General features: G+C 64.0%; 18 protein-coding genes. 7 read left to right on the plus strand and 11 right to left on the minus strand.

All coding sequences use genetic code 11. The features are described 5' to 3' along the window. Positions 1 to 33 precede the first annotated feature (33 nt). The gene (locus ACUJB0_RS02085; protein ID WP_444843762.1) at positions 34 to 525 is read left to right on the plus strand and encodes a hypothetical protein; all 492 of its coding nucleotides are present in this window, start codon (positions 34 to 36) and stop codon (positions 523 to 525) included. Here the strand turns inward: ACUJB0_RS02085 and fusA are convergent, their stop codons facing one another. Then, on the minus strand, positions 526 to 2,637 hold the full coding sequence (fusA, locus tag ACUJB0_RS02090) for an elongation factor G (RefSeq protein WP_444843763.1): 2,112 nt from the start codon (positions 2,635 to 2,637) through the stop codon (positions 526 to 528). Positions 2,638 to 2,790: 153 nt separating this feature from the next. On the opposite strand from fusA, the gene ACUJB0_RS02095 reads away from it, so the two are divergent. Then, positions 2,791 to 3,933, plus strand: coding sequence for a phospholipase A (locus tag ACUJB0_RS02095; protein ID WP_444843764.1), 1,143 nt, complete (start codon positions 2,791 to 2,793; stop codon positions 3,931 to 3,933). Positions 3,934 to 3,943: 10 nt separating this feature from the next. On the opposite strand, the gene ACUJB0_RS02100 is transcribed toward ACUJB0_RS02095, so the two are convergent. After that, positions 3,944 to 4,144 (minus strand): hypothetical protein, encoded by a 201-nt coding sequence (locus ACUJB0_RS02100; RefSeq protein WP_117010739.1) that lies wholly within the window; start codon positions 4,142 to 4,144, stop codon positions 3,944 to 3,946. Positions 4,145 to 4,274: 130 nt separating this feature from the next. Here ACUJB0_RS02100 and ACUJB0_RS02105 point away from each other — a divergent pair, with 130 nt between their 5' ends. After that, complete coding sequence (locus ACUJB0_RS02105) at positions 4,275 to 6,002, plus strand: tetratricopeptide repeat protein (RefSeq protein WP_444843765.1); 1,728 nt, start codon at positions 4,275 to 4,277, stop codon at positions 6,000 to 6,002. A gap of 7 nt (positions 6,003 to 6,009) precedes the next feature. Here ACUJB0_RS02105 and ACUJB0_RS02110 read toward each other — a convergent pair whose 3' ends face one another. The 4 genes from ACUJB0_RS02110 to ACUJB0_RS02125 all read right to left on the minus strand — a co-directional run bounded on the left by ACUJB0_RS02110 (position 6,010) and on the right by ACUJB0_RS02125 (position 8,833). Beyond that, on the minus strand, positions 6,010 to 6,258 hold the full coding sequence (locus tag ACUJB0_RS02110; RefSeq protein ID WP_444843766.1) for a hypothetical protein: 249 nt from the start codon (positions 6,256 to 6,258) through the stop codon (positions 6,010 to 6,012). Positions 6,259 to 6,317: 59 nt separating this feature from the next. Next, entirely contained in the window at positions 6,318 to 7,241 is a 924-nt protein-coding gene (locus tag ACUJB0_RS02115; RefSeq protein WP_444843767.1) for a class I SAM-dependent methyltransferase, read from the minus strand. Between the two features lie 136 nt (positions 7,242 to 7,377). Further along, the gene (locus ACUJB0_RS02120; RefSeq protein ID WP_444843768.1) at positions 7,378 to 8,007 is read right to left on the minus strand and encodes an ankyrin repeat domain-containing protein; all 630 of its coding nucleotides are present in this window, start codon (positions 8,005 to 8,007) and stop codon (positions 7,378 to 7,380) included. Between the two features lie 46 nt (positions 8,008 to 8,053). Beyond that, positions 8,054 to 8,833, minus strand: coding sequence for a TatD family hydrolase (locus ACUJB0_RS02125; protein WP_444843769.1), 780 nt, complete (start codon positions 8,831 to 8,833; stop codon positions 8,054 to 8,056). Between the two features lie 67 nt (positions 8,834 to 8,900). Between ACUJB0_RS02125 and ACUJB0_RS02130 the strand changes: the two genes are divergently transcribed. Then, positions 8,901 to 9,905, plus strand: a complete 1,005-nt coding sequence (locus ACUJB0_RS02130) for an alpha/beta fold hydrolase (protein WP_444843770.1) — start codon at positions 8,901 to 8,903, stop codon at positions 9,903 to 9,905. 3 nt (positions 9,906 to 9,908) lie between these two features. Here ACUJB0_RS02130 and ACUJB0_RS02135 read toward each other — a convergent pair whose 3' ends face one another. From ACUJB0_RS02135 to mltG, 5 genes are read right to left on the minus strand one after another with little or no spacing between them, the layout of a single operon-like run. Further along, positions 9,909 to 10,430 carry a GNAT family N-acetyltransferase gene (locus ACUJB0_RS02135; RefSeq protein ID WP_444843771.1) on the minus strand — a complete coding sequence of 174 codons (522 nt, stop codon included), beginning with the start codon at positions 10,428 to 10,430 and terminating at the stop codon, positions 9,909 to 9,911. A gap of 19 nt (positions 10,431 to 10,449) precedes the next feature. Next, positions 10,450 to 10,830: a PilZ domain-containing protein gene (locus tag ACUJB0_RS02140; RefSeq protein ID WP_117010751.1), complete on the minus strand. Its 381-nt coding sequence runs from the start codon at positions 10,828 to 10,830 to the stop codon at positions 10,450 to 10,452. A 10-nt stretch (positions 10,831 to 10,840) separates the two neighbouring features. Beyond that, complete coding sequence (locus tag ACUJB0_RS02145) at positions 10,841 to 11,872, minus strand: DNA polymerase III subunit delta' (RefSeq protein WP_444843772.1); 1,032 nt, start codon at positions 11,870 to 11,872, stop codon at positions 10,841 to 10,843. Between the two features lie 5 nt (positions 11,873 to 11,877). Continuing rightward, positions 11,878 to 12,498, minus strand: coding sequence for a dTMP kinase (gene tmk / locus ACUJB0_RS02150; protein ID WP_444843773.1), 621 nt, complete (start codon positions 12,496 to 12,498; stop codon positions 11,878 to 11,880). A gap of 14 nt (positions 12,499 to 12,512) precedes the next feature. After that, a complete protein-coding gene (gene mltG / locus ACUJB0_RS02155; RefSeq protein ID WP_444843774.1) occupies positions 12,513 to 13,502 on the minus strand; it encodes an endolytic transglycosylase MltG in 990 nt (329 codons plus the stop codon). 156 nt (positions 13,503 to 13,658) lie between these two features. Between mltG and ygfZ the strand changes: the two genes are divergently transcribed. From ygfZ to ACUJB0_RS02170, 3 genes are read left to right on the plus strand one after another with little or no spacing between them, the layout of a single operon-like run. Further along, positions 13,659 to 14,675, plus strand: a complete 1,017-nt coding sequence (ygfZ, locus tag ACUJB0_RS02160) for a CAF17-like 4Fe-4S cluster assembly/insertion protein YgfZ (protein WP_444843775.1) — start codon at positions 13,659 to 13,661, stop codon at positions 14,673 to 14,675. Between the two features lies 1 nt (position 14,676). Continuing rightward, positions 14,677 to 14,964: a DUF4936 family protein gene (locus ACUJB0_RS02165; protein WP_444843776.1), complete on the plus strand. Its 288-nt coding sequence runs from the start codon at positions 14,677 to 14,679 to the stop codon at positions 14,962 to 14,964. Further along, positions 14,955 to 15,698 (plus strand): NRDE family protein, encoded by a 744-nt coding sequence (locus tag ACUJB0_RS02170; protein ID WP_161083381.1) that lies wholly within the window; start codon positions 14,955 to 14,957, stop codon positions 15,696 to 15,698. Before ACUJB0_RS02165 ends, ACUJB0_RS02170 begins: the two co-directional genes overlap by 10 nt. The last annotated feature ends 11 nt before the right edge of the window (positions 15,699 to 15,709 follow it).

A 15,709-nucleotide genomic window follows, 5' to 3' on the forward strand; every position in this document is an offset into this window, starting at 1 on the left:
CCAACGTCCACAACATGACGAAGAAAGCTTCGGATGATCAAAAGTTTGCGTATTGCCGGCGCGGTGATGCTGGCCTGCCTGTCCGGCGCGGCGGCGGCCGACACCTTCGAAACCATCGAGGCGGCGCCGCTGAAGGAAGTGTGGCTGAACGGCGGTTTCTACTCCTACCATTTTCAGCGCGATAAGGGCCTGAACGACAGCAATCCCGGCCTGGGCGGCGAGTACCGCTTCTCGACGGTGGCGTCGGCCACGGCGGGACGTTTCTACAACAGCGACCGCGCCTATTCGAATTACGTCGGTGTGTACTACCAGCCCTGGAAGGTCGGCCCGGTGCGGCTGGGCGCGGTGGCGGGCGGCTTCAGCGGCTACCCGAAGATGCGCGACGGCGGCTGGTTCCTGGCGGCGATCCCCACCGCCAGCTTCGAATACAAGAGCGTGGGCGTCAATGTCGCCATAGTGCCGACCTATAAGGACCGGCTCTATGGCGCCATTTCCGTCCAGCTCAAGCTGAAGGTCTTCGACTGATCAGTGACGCGCCTTGGACGAGACGGCGATCTGGTCGAGGATGTGCTTGGGCACGGCCGCGTAGTGCTTGAACTCCATCGTGTACGTGGCCCGGCCCTGCGTCAGCGAACGTAGCGTGGTGGAGTAGCCGAACATCTCGGCCAGCGGCACCAGCGCGCGGATGATCTTGCCGCCGCCGCCCGGGATCTCGTCCATCCCCTGCACCATGCCGCGCCGCGCCGTCAGGTCGCCCATGGCGTTGCCCATGAACTCTTCCGGCGTTTCCACTTCCACCTGCATCATCGGCTCCAGCAGCACCGGATCGGCGCGCCGCATGCCGTCCTTGAAGGCCATCGAGCCGGCCATGCGGAACGCGTTCTCGTTCGAGTCGACGTCGTGGTACGAGCCGAAGGTCAGCGTGACCTTGACGTCCACCACCGGATAGCCGGCCAGCACGCCGCTGCGCAAGGTCTCCTGCACGCCCTTGTCGACGGCGGGAATGAACTCGCGCGGCACCACGCCGCCCTTGATGGCGTCGACGAACTCGTAGCCCTTGCCCGGTTCCAGCGGCTCCAGCGTCAGCACCACGTGGCCGTACTGCCCGCGTCCGCCGGACTGCTTGACGAACTTGCCTTCCACATCGCTGGCCGCGCGCTGGATGGTCTCGCGGTAGGCCACCTGCGGCTTGCCCACGGTCGCCTCGACGCTGAACTCGCGCCGCATGCGGTCCACCAGGATCTCCAGGTGCAGCTCGCCCATGCCGGACATGATGGTCTGGCCCGATTCCTCGTCCGTGTGCACGCGGAACGACGGGTCCTCCTGAGCCAGCCGGTTCAGGGCGATGCCCATCTTTTCCTGGTCGGCCTTGGTCTTCGGTTCGACCGCCTGCGAGATCACCGGTTCCGGGAAGATCATCTTTTCCAGCACGATCACGTGGTCCGGCGAGCTTAACGTATCGCCGGTGGTCACGCCCTTCAGGCCCACCGCCGCCGCGATATCGCCGGCGTAGACTTCCTTGATCTCCTTGCGCTCGTTGGCGTGCATCTGCAGGATGCGGCCCAGGCGCTCCTTCTGGCTCTTGGTCGGGTTGTAGACCGTGTCGCCGGAATTGACCACTCCCGAATACACGCGGAAGAAGGTCAGCTGGCCGACGAACGGGTCGGTCATGATCTTGAACGCCAGCGCCGAGAACGGATCGCTGTCGGTCGGATGGCGCTCGATCGGGTTGTCGTCCTCGTCATGGCCGGCGATCGCCGGCACGTCCACCGGCGACGGCAGGTACTCGACCACCGCATCCAGCATCGCCTGCACGCCGCGGTTCTTGAAGGCGCTGCCGGCCAGCATCGGCACGATCTCGTTGCGGATGGTGCGCAGGCGCAGGCCGGCCTTGATCTCGTCCTCGGTCAGCACGCCGCCGTCCAGGTATTTTTCCAGCAGCTCGGGCGAACCCTCGGCGGCGGCCTCGACCATCTTGTCGTGCCACTCCTGGGCCAGCCCCTGCAGGTGCGCGGGGATGTCCTCGTAGGTGAACTTGACGCCCAGGCTCTCGTCGTCCCAGTTAATCGCGCGCATCTTGACCAGGTCCACCACGCCGTGGAAGTTGTCCTCCGCGCCCAGCGGAATCTGGATCGGAATGGCGGCGCCCTTCAGCCGCGTGGCGATCTGCTCGCGCACGCGGAAGAAGTCCGCGCCGACGCGGTCCATCTTGTTGATGAAGGCGATGCGCGGCACGGCGTACTTGTTCGCCTGGCGCCACACGGTTTCCGACTGCGGCTGCACGCCGCCGACCGCGTCATACACCATGACGGCGCCGTCCAGCACGCGCATGGAACGCTCGACCTCGATGGTGAAGTCGACGTGGCCGGGCGTGTCGATGATGTTGATGCGGTGCTCGGGGAAATTGCCCGCCATGCCTTTCCAGAAGGCGGTGGTGGCGGCCGAGGTGATGGTGATCCCGCGTTCCTGTTCCTGCTCCATCCAGTCCATCGTCGCGGCGCCATTGTGCACCTCGCCGATTTTGTGGTTGACGCCGGTATAAAACAGGATGCGCTCCGTGGTCGTGGTCTTGCCAGCGTCGATGTGGGCGCTGATGCCAATGTTGCGGTAACGCTCGATGGGGGTCTTGCGGGTCATCATTCTCTCCTTGGTGCAATGTGAATGCAGGAAGTCTCACGTGCGGCGATTACGGCGGATTTCAAGTGGCAAGGCAAGGTCATCTGTGCGACCTGACTGGCAGCAATTCCTATAGTCTGTAGAATAAGTTTCAAGTTTAACTGAAAGACCCTCATGACTGTACGCTCCAAACACGCCCTTCTTCTCTCCTTCGGCCTGGCCCCGGCTCTGGCTTTGGCCCAATCCGCCCCGCCACCGACCGCCACCGACCTCGAATTGCGCATCGAACGCTGCTCCGTGCTGGGCGACGCCAGCGCCCGCCTCGCATGCTACGACGCCCTGGCCAAGACCGGCCCCGCGCTGAAAAGCGTCGGCGGCGCCGCGGTCGGCGTGCCCGACCCCGGCAAGGTCAGCAAGCTGGCCACCGCGTTGACCCAGCCGTCCAGCATGCAGCCGGACGAGCCGCCCGCCGCGCCCGTGCTGCCGCCCAAGGTCGCGGCCATCACCACCATACCGCCGGAAGACTCGGTCTCACGCATGGTGCAGTGGTGGGAGCTGGACCGCTCGGCCAAGCGCGGCGTGTTCAATTTCCGCCCGCACCACGACACCTACCTGCTGCTGGCCAATTACAGCACCAGCTCCAATGATGCGCCTTTTGAGAACTTCACGCCGGCTGGCATCAAATCCCAGCACACGGAGCTGACCTACCAGCTCAGCTTCAAGATGAAGCTGATCGAACAGGTGCTCAAAACCCCGGTCGACCTGTGGTTCGGCTACACCCAGAACAGCTTCTGGCAGGCCTACAACCGCGCCGCCTCCAGCCCGTTCCGCGAGACCAACTACCAGCCCGAGCTGATGCTGACCACGCCGCTGAACCTGAGCCTGGGCAGCGCCCTCGACGTGCGCTACCTGACGCTGGCCGTGATGCACCAGTCGAACGGGCAAACGTCGACGCTGTCGCGCAGCTGGAACCGGATATATGCGGAGGTGGGCGCCGAGCACGGCAAGCTGGCCGCGCAGTTGCGCATCTGGAAGCGGCTGGACAACGCCCGCTCGGACAACGACAACATCGACATCGTCGACTACATGGGCCACGGCGACCTGAACCTCAGCTACCGCAACGACGGCCACGAGTTCTCGCTGATGGCGCGCCACAACTTCAAGAACGGACGCGGCGCGCTGCAGGCCGGCTGGGCCTTCCCGGTGGTCGCCAACCTGAAAGGCTACCTGCAATTGTTCAGCGGCTACGGCCAAAGCCTGATCGACTACAACTACAAGCAAAAGTCGCTGGGCGCCGGCTTCCTGGTCGACTTCTAAGACTGCAGGATCAGCGGCTTGGCGAGCCGCGCAGGATGCGCGCCGGCAGCATGACGATGGCGCGCAGCAGCTCGAACACGCCCTCGACGCCGATGCCGATCAGGCGGAACGGCAGCGTCAGCAGCCAGAACAGGGGATACAGCACCAGCGCCAGCAAAGCCAGCGGCCAGCACAGGAAAAGCAGACCCAGCCAAAGAATAAAGCTCAGCATACGACGCTCCCGGAATGAATATTATCTATAATGCCACTGTAGTTTAGCGACAAGCCGGACGCAATTCCCGTGCGACCAGCTGCGCATAGCCGCGATCAACCGCGACTTTCATGGGACAAACGGAAAAATAATGCTCAAACCTTGGTATGTGGCGGCCCTGCTTGGCAGCTCCGCTTTGATGAACGCGCAAGCCCAGCAACAGCCGGCGACGGCTCCCAGCGTGGTGGTGGCCGGCCAGCGTCACGCCTCGCCGTGGTTCCGTGCCGAGAGCCAGCACCTGGTGGTGTATTCGAACACTAGCAACAGCCAGGTCGCGGACCTGCTCAACCAGCTTGAAAAGCTCGACTACATGCTACGGCTGTACACCCAGCCCTTCCTCAAGTCCAGCGGCGACGAGCCGCGGCTGACGTTCTACTATCACGACGGCGCGGTGGCCTTGAACCCGCTGGGCGTCAGGCAGCCGGCCAACGCCATCGGCCTGTACAACAGCTGCGCCTCGGGCGTGCAGGGCTATGGCGTGCGCCTCAGTCCCGACGACGAGGAGGGTCTGTCCGCCCTGTACGAGGCCTACACCCGCCACTTCCTGTACCGCTACACCGACATCCGCGCGCCGATCTCCTTCATCGACGGCATGGCGCACTACTTCGCCAGCGTGCGCTTCACCGACACCGAGATGGTGGTGGGCCGCACGCCGGTGAGCCTGGGCCGCTACCTGAACTTCCTGGGGAACGGCCACCGCTACAGCCTGGAATACAAGGACGTGCTGGAGCAAAACGACTCGCGCGGCCAGAACTATGCTTCGACCGCCGGCATCAAGCTGGAGTTCGCCGCCCGCTCCTGGTTGCTGACCCATTACATGCTGTCGACCGACGACAACCGCAAGCGCCTGGTCGACTACCTGAGCGCGGTCTACCGCGAAGTGCCGATCACCGACGCTTTCGAGCAGGCCTACGGCCTCAAGGTAAGCGAGCTGAGCACCACGCTGTGGCGCTACCGGCTGCAAAAGCAGGCGGTGTTGACGGTGCATATTCCCACCCTGCCGGCGGCCGTGATGAACTTCGAGAGCCTGCCGGAGTCGTCCGGCGAATTCGTGCTGACGGAAGCGGCGCTCAAGTCCTGCCCCGACCGCAAGACTGGCGAGTCTCTGTTGCGCCGTACCGCCGAGGCGGCCGCGCGCTATCCGGCCAACGCCTACGTCCAGCGCGTGCTCAGCCGGGCGCAGATCGACTGGGGCAACCCCAAGAACGCACTGCCCTACCTGACCTCGGCGGCGGGCAAGCCGGATGCCGGCGCGGAAGTGTTCTATCTGCTGGGAGAGGCGCAGCTGCGCCTGAGCCAGACGGACGCCGCACGCGCCAGCCTGGGCCGCGCACTGGCGCTGGATCCGAAGTCGGCCGAGGCGGCGTCCGCGCTGTACCAGGCCGGGATGAAGGCCGGCACCGCTCCGGACGAGGCCACGCTGCAGGCGGCCATCACGGGCTGGAAGAATGCACACGAGGTCAACACGCTGGCCCGCCAGGCCGCGCTGGCGTACGCGTACGCGGGCGAGATGCCCAAGGCACGCAACGCCCTCAAGCTGATGGCGCATAACATCCGCGAACCAGAATTGGGTGCCTGGGCTAAAACGTGGCTGGAGAAATTGGCGGCGGGCGTTGGCCAGGCCGAAGTGCTGGCGGAGATGAGGGTGCAACCGGAGTCAGGCACGGCAACCCGCGAATGGACCATCGCCAATTCGATGGTCATGCAGGATGTGGAGTACAACGCCGGCTTGCAGGATGCGCGCAGCTTCCTCAGCCAGCAAAGCCTCAATCCGTCGAGTCCGGACAAGGCCGTGCAAGCGACCTTCGATACGCGCTAGGTCTTGATTACTGGCCGACGCAGATAATCTTGGTCACGTACTCTTTGGCGTTGGGCTTCTTCTTGTTAGCCCACGCCACCGCCTGATTGGCCTCGTCGATGGTCAACACGGTGGCCTTCTCTTTGGACTTGATGAAGGAGACGCCCTCGAAGACGCCGTCCTTGCTGCGCATGACTTTGGCGAACACCGGCGGCTTGGTCTCGCCGTCGGAGATTTTGTTCTGCTGGATGAGGTAGCGCTGGTCGATCTTTTCCATATATTTCTTTCTGCAAAAGACGAAATATACGCTTCGGAACGACCCGCGTGAAGGGCTATTTAAGCGAAGGCCGGCGCGTAGCTGGCTGGTTGCAGTGCCGCTTCGTACAGGATTTCAGCACGCAGCGAGGCCTGCAGCGATGGAATCGAGCCACCGGCGCGGTACTGGAAGCTCACTTGCAGCACGTCGCCCTCGCGCGCCTTGACCGGGGTGGCCAGCGGCAGCGTCATGTAGTGGTTGAGCCAGTCGATGGTGGTCGAGCGCTCGGACACCACGGCCAAAATGTTCTTGGTCACGAAACGCATGGCGTTGATCTCGCCGTTGCGCTCGACCACGAACTTGCCCTGCCACGCATAGGTCAGGTCATTCGGCTGGTTGAAGTCGATGATGCTGTACACGGCCGGCTGCGCCAGTTCCACCGTGCCGGGATAAATCACATTGGTTTCCTGGAACTGCACGATGGGCGCGTAGAAGCCCTCGAAATCATATTCCTGCTGCAGCGGCTGGACCGCCATGATCACGGCCTCGGGCAGGAACACCGGCAGCGGGCCGCCGAAGCGCTCGGTATAGCGGCGCTTGAACGATTCGATCACCTCCACCTGCTTCTCGCGCAGCATGCCGACGTGGATCATCTCGCAGATGACGACATCGACCGGCTCCGGCGGCAGGTATTCGAAGGCGTCGGCGTGAACCACCTCGACCTTTTCGCCGTTCGGGTTCAGGGCCAGCATCTTGCGGGCTTCCTTGACCATGTCGGGATTGAACTCGACGCAATACACCTTGTCCGCCTTGGCCGCCGCGAACCACGACAGTACACCGGTGCCGCCGCCCAGCTCCAGCACCTTGGCGCCCGGCTTGACCGCGTAGTCGATGGCCGACTTGAAGCCGTGCATGCGGTTTTGGTCCATCAGCATGTTGTGATGGTAGTGGACTGGAATGAATTGCCCCAGATAGCAGCTTTCAATCTCGCGTTCGTTCAGCATGGATATCCTTGGTTGATGAGCATTGCGTCTGGGAGCAATGCATTGGACCCATTATGGTCAACAATGCGGACCAACCAAGCGGGGAACTACGCGCCAAAAGCCCGCCAATTCGGGCGTTGTCAATTCAGCATGCGGGTTAGCGCTTTGCCTTCGCGGCCAGGTGCGCTTCAATGGTTTTGGCGATCCAGGGCTTGTCGGCCTTGGTCGCGAATTCGGCGGCGGTCTGGTGGAAGCCGCCGTCTTTCAAGGTCGCGTCGGCGCCCTGCTCCAGCAATAATTCCACGACTTTTTCCTGGCCCTCGCGCGCGGCGATCATCAGCGGCGTCATGCCGGACGGCGCTTCGGCGTCGATGTAGGCGTGGTGCTCCAGCAGGATGCTGGTGATCTCGGTGCTGCCGGCCGCAGCCGCGTAGTGCAAGGCGGTCCAGCCTTTCTGGTTCACCTGTGCGCCGCGCTTGATCATGTCCAGCACGGTGGCCTTGCTTTGACGGAAAGCCGCCATCATCAACGCGGTGTTGCCGTTGGGTGCCTTGGCTTCCAGGTCGATGCCGGGCTGATCCATCAGCAAAGTGGCGACACGGTAGGCTTCGTAGCGCATCGCGACGATCAGCGCGGTCTCGCCGCCCGGCTCGCGCAGATTCGGGCTGAGTCCGCGCTCCAGCAGTTTTTTAACGCCGGAAACGTTGTCCAGCTGGATGGCGCGGAAGAGATCGACCTCGTCGTCGGTCTGCTCTGCCGCCAGCACGGGGATCGTCAGGGAGGCCATGGCCGTCAAAAGCAAGCGGCGTTTGGAGAGAATCAGCATTAAGTAATCACGCTACCACGTTGAATAGTTTGAAGAAATTGGCGGTCGTCTGTTCGGCGACCTGCTCCACCGGGATGCCCTTGAGCTTGGCGATGTACTCGCCGACGTGGGCCACGAAGCCCGGCTCGTTCATCTTGCCGCGATGCGGCATCGGCGCCAGGTAAGGCGAATCGGTCTCGATCAGGATGCGCTCCAGCGGCACTTCCAGCGCCACCGCCTGCAGATCCTTGGCGCTCTTGAACGTCACGATGCCGGAGAACGAGATGTAGAAACCCATCTCGATCGCCGCGCGCGCCACTTCCAGCGACTCGGTAAAGCAGTGCATCACGCCCGCCACGCCGCCCGCCTCGGTGCCGGCGCCTTCTTCGCGCATGATGCGGATGGTGTCTTCGCTGGCGCTGCGGGTGTGAATAATCAAGGGCTTACGCGTGATTCTTGATGCTTTGATGTGAGTGCGGAAGCGCTCGCGCTGCCACTCCAGGTCGCCTTGCAGGCGGAAATAGTCCAGCCCGGTCTCGCCGATGGCGATGATTTTCGGGTCGTTGGCCAGCTCCACCAGTTGTTCCACGGTTGGTTCGGGCGTGTCCTCGTAATCCGGATGCACGCCGACCGAGGCGTAGATGTGCGGATACTCGTGGGCCAGCGCCAGCACTTGTGGAAAATCCGGCAGGTCGACCGACACGCACAGCGCGTGGGTGACCTTGTTGTCGGCCATCTTGGCCAGGATTTCGGGCATGCGAGCAGCCAGCTCGGGGAAATTGATGTGGCAGTGGGAATCGATAAACATGCCGTGATTGTAACCCAAGCGCGTCTGGCCTAGAATCGGCGTTCCATTCAATTCAGGAGCCCGTCCGATGTCCGTCCGCATTCCGCTCGCCCTCGCACTTGCCCTGCCGCTGGCCGCCGCCGCCGAGCCGCCTCCCCAGCAATTCGCCGACCTCGGCGACGTGCGACTGGAAAGCGGCGCCGTCATCAAGGACTGCAAGCTCGGCTACCGCACCATCGGCAGCCTGAACGCCGCCCGCTCGAACGCGGTGGTGTTCCTGCCCTGGCACACCGGCAAGAGCGTCGAGGCGGTCTCGCTGCTGGGGCCGAAGGGCTTGTTCAACACCGCCGGCCACTACGTGATCGTGGTTGACGCGATCGGCAACGGCGTGGCCTGCTCGCCGTCCAACAGCGCGGCACAGCATGGCACGGCCTTCCCGGCCTTCACGGTGCGCGACATGGTGGAATCCGAATACCGCCTGCTGACCGAAAAGCTCGGCCTCAAGCACGTCCATGCGATGGTGGGCTACTCGATGGGCGCGACCCAGACTTTCCAGTGGATGGTCAGCCATCCCGGCTTCATGGATGTGGCCGTGCCGATCGCCGGCACGCCGCGCCAGACCAGCTACGACCTGCTGTTCTGGCGTACCGAGGAGGCCGCCATGCTGGCCGACCCCGATTACGCCAACGGCGAGTACAAGCAGAACCCGAAGCTGCCGCTGTACCACCAGATATTCTCGCTGAACTTCGACACGCCGGCCTATCGCGCGGCCCAGACCAAGCCGGCCGAGGTGGACAAATTCATCGCCGAGACCATCGCCGACGACCCGGACGCTGCCGACGCCAACGACACGCGCTGGCAAATGCGCGCCTTCCTGACGCAGGATATTGGCGACGATGCCGCCGGCAAGGTGAAAGCGCGCGTGCACATCATCAACCCGCGCCAGGACCTGATCGTCAACCCGGCGCCGGCGCTGGCGTTTGCGCGCCGGATCCGCGCCACAACCACGGTGCTGGAGGGCGATTGCGGCCACTCGGCGGTGGTCTGCGCGACCGCCCAGATCCGCGCGGCCGTCGACCGCGCGCTGAAATAAGGCTTAAGCGACGCGCTTGCCGAGGATGATCAGGTCGCGCTCGATGCCGTCCAGGTTGGCGACCTTGGGCAGGTTGGCCCAGGTCTCGAAACCGAATTTGGCGAACAGGCCCAGGCTGGGCTTGTTGTGGCCAAAGATAAAGCCCAGCAAGGTGTGGACCTTGATTGCCGGCGCATGGGCGATGGCTTGCGCGATGCAGTAGCCGCCGATGCCCTTGCCGCGCCAGGCCTCGGCGATGTAGATGGAAATCTCGGAAGTGCCCGAGTACGCCGGACGGCCGTAGAAATTCGAGTACGACATCCAGCCCAGCACTTCCGGCTGGCTGGCTGTATCGCCGGCCTGCTCGATGATCCACAGCGGGCGCTTCTCCGGCGTATGCTCGTTGAACCAGCCCAGGCGCGACTCCACCGACACCGGCTCGGTGTCGGCGGTGACTTCGCGCGAGGCGACGGTGCTGTTGTAGATGGCAACGATGGTGGGCAAATCATCAAGCGTGGCGAGGCGATGGCGGAAAGCTGTGGTCATATCGGGAAGCTGTGAGAGATTAAAGCGTATGCGTGGCGCGCGAGGATCGCAGCGCCGCGCCGAGGATTTCTTCGATGCGCAGGCGGGCGCGCTGGCCGCTTTCGTCTTCGGGGAAGTGCACGCCCACGCCCTGCGCCTTGTTGTTGTGCGCGCCGGCCGGCGTGATCCAGGCGACTTTGCCGGCGATCGGGTATTTGTTGGTATCGTCCATCAGCGCCAGGATCAGGTAGATCTCGTCGCCGATTTTATAGGGCTTCTGGGTCGGCACGAACATGCCGCCGTTCTTCAGGAAAGGCATGTAGGCCGCATACAACGCGGCTTTCTCCTTGATCGCCAGCGACAAGACCGTCGGCCGCGCAACGGGCACGGTATTCGGATCAAGTGGACTGGCAGCGGACATCTAATTCCCTTCAGGCGCAGCAGGCGGCGTATTCGAGCAACATATCCTCCAGGAACAGCTTGGGCGACAGCGGGTGATCGGCAGTCGCCCGCCGCTCGTTGGCGCCCTTGATGGCGGCCAGCAGGCGGCTGACATGGATCTTGCCGGCCAGGCTGGCCAGTTCCTTCTGGTAGCGCGGATAGTAACGGATGTTACCTGCCAGTTTGTAGGAAAACACATCATAAAGCCAGCGCTGCAACCAAGAAACTTGTGCACTCAGCGGCACTTTTTGCAGTTTGTCGGCAACTTTCAACGCCCCTTCGACGCTCGGATGGGCCAGCAGCTGCAGCAGCACTTCCAGATCGTCGCGGTTGCCCACTTCGGCCTGGGCCATCGCCGCCAGCGGCGCGCCGCCCTGCTCGCGCAGCCAGCTGTCGGCATCCGGCACGCCCTGCGTCTTCAGCCAGGCCAGCGCCTCGGCGTGGCTCGGCATCGGCAGCGCGAACTTGCGGCAGCGCGACAGGATGGTCGGCAGCAGCCGGTCCAGGCTGTTGGAGGCCAGCAGGAACACCGTGCCCGGAGGCGGTTCCTCCAGCGTCTTCAGCAGCGCGTTGGAGGCCGGCATGTTCAGCGCCTCGGCCGGATACAGCACCACCACCCGCAGCCCCTGGCGGTGGGTGGAAATGTTCATGAAGTCCGCCAAATTGCGGATCTGCTCGATCTTGATCTCCTTGGACGGCGCCTTGGTCGACTTGGCGGTTTTCTTGGCCTCACCTTCGCCCTCCTCGCCTTCGGGGGGCTCGTCTTCCAGCGCCTCCGGTCGCACGCGGCGGTAATCCGGATGGTTTTGCTGGGAGAACCAGCCGCAGGACGCGCACTGGCCGCAGGCGTGGCCATCCGGCAGCACGGCCTCGCACAGCAAGCCCTGGGCGAAGCGCTCGATGAAGTCGGACTTGCCTATCCCGGCCGCGCCATGAAACAGGATGGCGTGCGGCATGCGCTGGCGCAGCAGTTGCAGCTGCTGCCAGGACGACTCCTGCCATGGGTATATGGAATTGCTCATTGTTGTCACGCTAACAATTGGTCGAGGATGGCCGCGATCTCGACCTGGATGTCGGCGATGGACTGGGTCGAGTCGATCACGCGGAAGCGGGCCGGGAACTGGGTCGCGCGGCGCAGGTACTCGTTGCGGGTGGAGGCGAAGAAATCGGCCTTCTCCTGCTCGAACTTGTCCAGCGAACGGGTCGCGTCCAGCCGCGCGCGCGCCACTTCCAGCGGCACGTCGAACAGCAGCGTCAGGTCCGGCTGCAGGTGCGGATGCACCCAGTGCTCCAGCGCCTCCAGCTTGGCCAGGTCCATGCCGCGCCCGCCGCCCTGGTAGGCGAAGCTGGCGTCGGTGAAGCGGTCGGAAATGGCCCAGGCGCCGCGATGCAGCGCCGGCTCGATCACCTGGGCGATGTGCTCGCGGCGGCTGGCGAACATCAGCAGGGCCTCGGTTTCCAGGTGCATTTTTTCGTGCAGCACCAGCTCGCGCAGCTTTTCCCCCAGCGGCGTGCCGCCCGGCTCGCGCGAGCTGACCACATCGACGCCGCGCGCCTTGAGATAGTCGCCGACGAAGGCGATGTGGGTCGATTTTCCGGCGCCGTCTATGCCTTCGAAAGTGATGAATTTACCGCGGTGTTGAGTCATGAATTGCCTAAAACTTATCTTTGGAACTTGTTGACCGCCCGGTTATGGTCGGTCAAATTATCTGAAAACTGGCTGGTGCCGTTGCCCTTGGAGACGAAATACAGCGCCGGCGTCTTGGCCGGGGCCAGCGCGGCCGTCAGCGATTGCACGCCCGGCAAGGCGATCGGGGTCGGCGGCAAGCCGGTGCGCGTGTAGGTATTGTACGGGGTGTCGGTCTCCAGATCCGATTTGTGGATCTTGCCGTCGTATTTGCTGCCCATGCCGTAGATCACGGTCGGGTCGGTCTGCAGCAGCATGCCCAGTTTCAAGCGGTTGACGAACACGCCCGCGATCATGCCGCGCTCGGACTTCTGCCCGGTTTCCTTTTCCACGATGGAGGCCATGGTCAGCGCCTCGTACGGCGTCTTGTATGGCAGCGCCGGGTCGCGCTTGTCCCAGGCCTCGTTCAGGCGGGTCAGCAGCATGGCGTGCGCCTGCTTGTAGATCTGCAAATCGCTGGCGCCCTTGGCGAACAGATAGGTATCCGGGAAGAACAGGCCCTCCGGCTGCTTGTACTCGGAGGCGATGGCGTTCATCACTTCCTTGTCCGACATGGCGACCGTATCGTGTTTCAGGCCCTTGTGCGCGGCGATGGCCGCCCGCATCTGGCGGAAGGTCCAGCCTTCGATGATGGTCAGCTGTTCCTGGGCGAACTCGCCTCGCACCAGCTGTTCGATCAGGCGCAGCGGCGTGGTGCCCGGCTTGAGCTCGTAGGTGCCGGCCTTGAGCCTGGCGCTCTTGCCGGTCACGCGAGCGAGCAGGTTGAACAGCACCGGCTCGATGGGTACGCCCGCCTCGGCGATCTGCTGGCCGGCGGCGTGGGCGCCGCTGCCGGGCGCGATGTTGAATTCGATGGCTTCGATCTCATCGCCAATGATCGGATGCTGCGACCAGTACATGAAATAACCGCCGCCGGCGATTGCCAGCAAGATGCACAGGGTGATGATTTTTTTAATAAAAGCCATTGTTAAAGCCGTAGGGTTGGAACAAGTCGCACAGCTTGCCACTTCTTGGCACAGTCCGCCAGTGCCGCGTTTTGTACGGCATCCGACGCGATCCGTCCGACATCACTATAATGAGCCCGTAATGATAATGCTTTAATCGTCAAATTATTGGAAATTATGTCTTCTTGGAATGAACTTTTAGCACAGCAAGCCCAGGCGCTGACCACCACGCAGCTGGCCGTGGGCTTTGTCGCCCCGCTTGGCGACCAGGGACTGATCGCGCTGGACGGCGAGGAATCCGCCAGTTTCCTGCACAATCAGCTGACCAACGACGTCGAGCACCTGGGCCTGGCCGAAGTGCGGCTGGCCGGGTATTGCTCGCCGAAGGGCCGCTTGCTGGCCTCGTTCCTGATGTGGCGTAACGAAACCACCATCTTCCTGCAACTGCCGCGCGAGATCCAGGCGCCGGTGCAGAAGCGGCTCGGCATGTTCGTGCTGCGCGCCAAGACCAAGCTCAGCGACGCCACCGAACTGCCGGCCAGCCAGGTCGCGCTCGGCCTGGGCGGCGGCATGGCCGAAGAGACGCTGCAAAACTGGTTCGACCCGCTGCCGGCCAAGCCGTTCACCAAGGTCGATCATCCACTGGGCACGCTGATCCGCGTGGCCGACGTGTTCGGCGCGCCGCGCTACCAGTGGCTGATGTCGGCCGAAGTGGCGCAGACGGTGGTGCCGGAGCTGGCCGCCAAGCTGTCGGTCGGCCGCACCGACGCCTGGCACCTGTCGGAAATCCATGCCGGCATCCCGCAGATCACCAAGGCCACGCAGGAACAGTTCGTGCCGCAGATGATCAACTTCGAGCTGCTGGGCGGCGTCAACTTCAAGAAGGGCTGCTACCCCGGGCAGGAAATCGTCGCCCGCAGCCAGTACCTGGGCAAGCTCAAGCGGCGCACCACCCTGGTCAGCATCGCCGACGCGGCCGCCGCGGCCGGTGTCGAGGTGTTCGCCACGGCCGATCCCGAACAGCCATGCGGCATGATCGTCAACGCCGCGCCCAACGGCAAGGGCGGCATCGACGCGCTGGTGGAAATGAAACTGGCCGCCATCGAAGCGGCCTCGGTCCGCCTCGGCTCGGCGGACGGCGTGCCGCTCACCTTCCTCGACATGCCCTACGTGCTGGACCCACTCGACCTCTAGCATGGACTTCTACATTTATTATCAGGTCAAGGATGCCGACGCGGCGTCCTTGTTGGCGGCGGTCGTCCCGATGCAGGCCGCGCTCGGCGCGCGGCATGGCGTGGCGTGCCAGCTCAAGCGCCGTCCGGAGGTCAAGGACGGCATGCAGACATGGATGGAAGTCTACGCCGCCACGCCGGCCGGATTCGCCGCCGCGCTGGACGCCGCCGTCGCGCAAGCCGGCCTGGCCGCCTGGACCGCCGGCCCGCGCCACACCGAAATCTTTACGGATCTAGTCCCATGTGCCTGATCGTTTTTGCCTGGCGGGTGATCCCGGCCGTGCCGCTGGTTGCCGCCGCCAACCGCGATGAGTTCTACCAGCGCGCCACCGCACCTGCGGCCCCGTGGCCCGAACATCCGCAGATCTTTGCCGGCCGCGACCTGCAGGCCGGCGGCAGCTGGATGGGCATCGCCCAGCCGGCCGAATGCGGCAAGGCTTCGCGCTTCGCCGCCATCACCAACATCCGCGCGCCGTCCGAGCACCGCGACGACGCGCCCTCGCGCGGGCGCCTGGTGGCCGACTTCCTGGCCGGCTGCATGACGCCGCAGGAATACGTCGACGCCATCCGCGCCGACGCGGGCGCCTACAACGGCTTCAACCTGGTGCTGAGCGACGGCGAGACGCTGATCTGGTTCTCCAACCGTGGCGACGCCGATCCGCGCAACGGCAAGCCGCTTGAGCCGGGCGTGTACGGCCTGTCGAACGCGCTGCTCGACGCGCCGTGGCCCAAGGTGCTCAAGACCAAGGCCCAGTTCGCAAGCCTGCTGTGCCTGGGCGCGCCGGACGACGCCTACTTTGAAATGCTGGCCGACACCACGCCCGCGCCGGACCAGCGCCTGCCCGAAACCGGCGTGCCGCTGGACCTGGAGCGCATGCTGTCGGCGGTGCGCATCGAAAGCCCGAGCTACGGCACGCGCACATCGACCGTGGTCAAGCTGTATGCGGAAGCGCCGGCCACGCTACAAGAGATGCTGATCCACTAGGCCGCCAGGCA

Source organism: Duganella caerulea (assembly GCF_040362985.1).
In the GTDB taxonomy this organism is placed as follows: Bacteria; Pseudomonadota; Gammaproteobacteria; order Burkholderiales; family Burkholderiaceae_D; genus Rugamonas; species Rugamonas vulcania.

Bases quoted from the DNA above. Each gene is read 5' to 3' on its own strand.
- ACUJB0_RS02085 (WP_444843762.1), top strand. From the start codon at position 34: ATGATCAAAAGTTTGCGTATTGCCGGCGCGGTGATGCTGGCCTGCCTG.
- fusA (WP_444843763.1), bottom strand. From the start codon at position 2,637: ATGACCCGCAAGACCCCCATCGAGCGTTACCGCAACATTGGCATCAGC.
- ACUJB0_RS02095 (WP_444843764.1), top strand. From the start codon at position 2,791: ATGACTGTACGCTCCAAACACGCCCTTCTTCTCTCCTTCGGCCTGGCC.
- ACUJB0_RS02100 (WP_117010739.1), bottom strand. From the start codon at position 4,144: ATGCTGAGCTTTATTCTTTGGCTGGGTCTGCTTTTCCTGTGCTGGCCG.
- ACUJB0_RS02105 (WP_444843765.1), top strand. From the start codon at position 4,275: ATGCTCAAACCTTGGTATGTGGCGGCCCTGCTTGGCAGCTCCGCTTTG.
- ACUJB0_RS02110 (WP_444843766.1), bottom strand. From the start codon at position 6,258: ATGGAAAAGATCGACCAGCGCTACCTCATCCAGCAGAACAAAATCTCC.
- ACUJB0_RS02115 (WP_444843767.1), bottom strand. From the start codon at position 7,241: ATGCTGAACGAACGCGAGATTGAAAGCTGCTATCTGGGGCAATTCATT.
- ACUJB0_RS02120 (WP_444843768.1), bottom strand. From the start codon at position 8,007: ATGGCCTCCCTGACGATCCCCGTGCTGGCGGCAGAGCAGACCGACGAC.
- ACUJB0_RS02125 (WP_444843769.1), bottom strand. From the start codon at position 8,833: ATGTTTATCGATTCCCACTGCCACATCAATTTCCCCGAGCTGGCTGCT.
- ACUJB0_RS02130 (WP_444843770.1), top strand. From the start codon at position 8,901: ATGTCCGTCCGCATTCCGCTCGCCCTCGCACTTGCCCTGCCGCTGGCC.
- ACUJB0_RS02135 (WP_444843771.1), bottom strand. From the start codon at position 10,430: ATGACCACAGCTTTCCGCCATCGCCTCGCCACGCTTGATGATTTGCCC.
- ACUJB0_RS02140 (WP_117010751.1), bottom strand. From the start codon at position 10,830: ATGTCCGCTGCCAGTCCACTTGATCCGAATACCGTGCCCGTTGCGCGG.
- ACUJB0_RS02145 (WP_444843772.1), bottom strand. From the start codon at position 11,872: ATGAGCAATTCCATATACCCATGGCAGGAGTCGTCCTGGCAGCAGCTG.
- tmk (WP_444843773.1), bottom strand. From the start codon at position 12,498: ATGACTCAACACCGCGGTAAATTCATCACTTTCGAAGGCATAGACGGC.
- mltG (WP_444843774.1), bottom strand. From the start codon at position 13,502: ATGGCTTTTATTAAAAAAATCATCACCCTGTGCATCTTGCTGGCAATC.
- ygfZ (WP_444843775.1), top strand. From the start codon at position 13,659: ATGTCTTCTTGGAATGAACTTTTAGCACAGCAAGCCCAGGCGCTGACC.
- ACUJB0_RS02165 (WP_444843776.1), top strand. From the start codon at position 14,677: ATGGACTTCTACATTTATTATCAGGTCAAGGATGCCGACGCGGCGTCC.
- ACUJB0_RS02170 (WP_161083381.1), top strand. From the start codon at position 14,955: ATGTGCCTGATCGTTTTTGCCTGGCGGGTGATCCCGGCCGTGCCGCTG.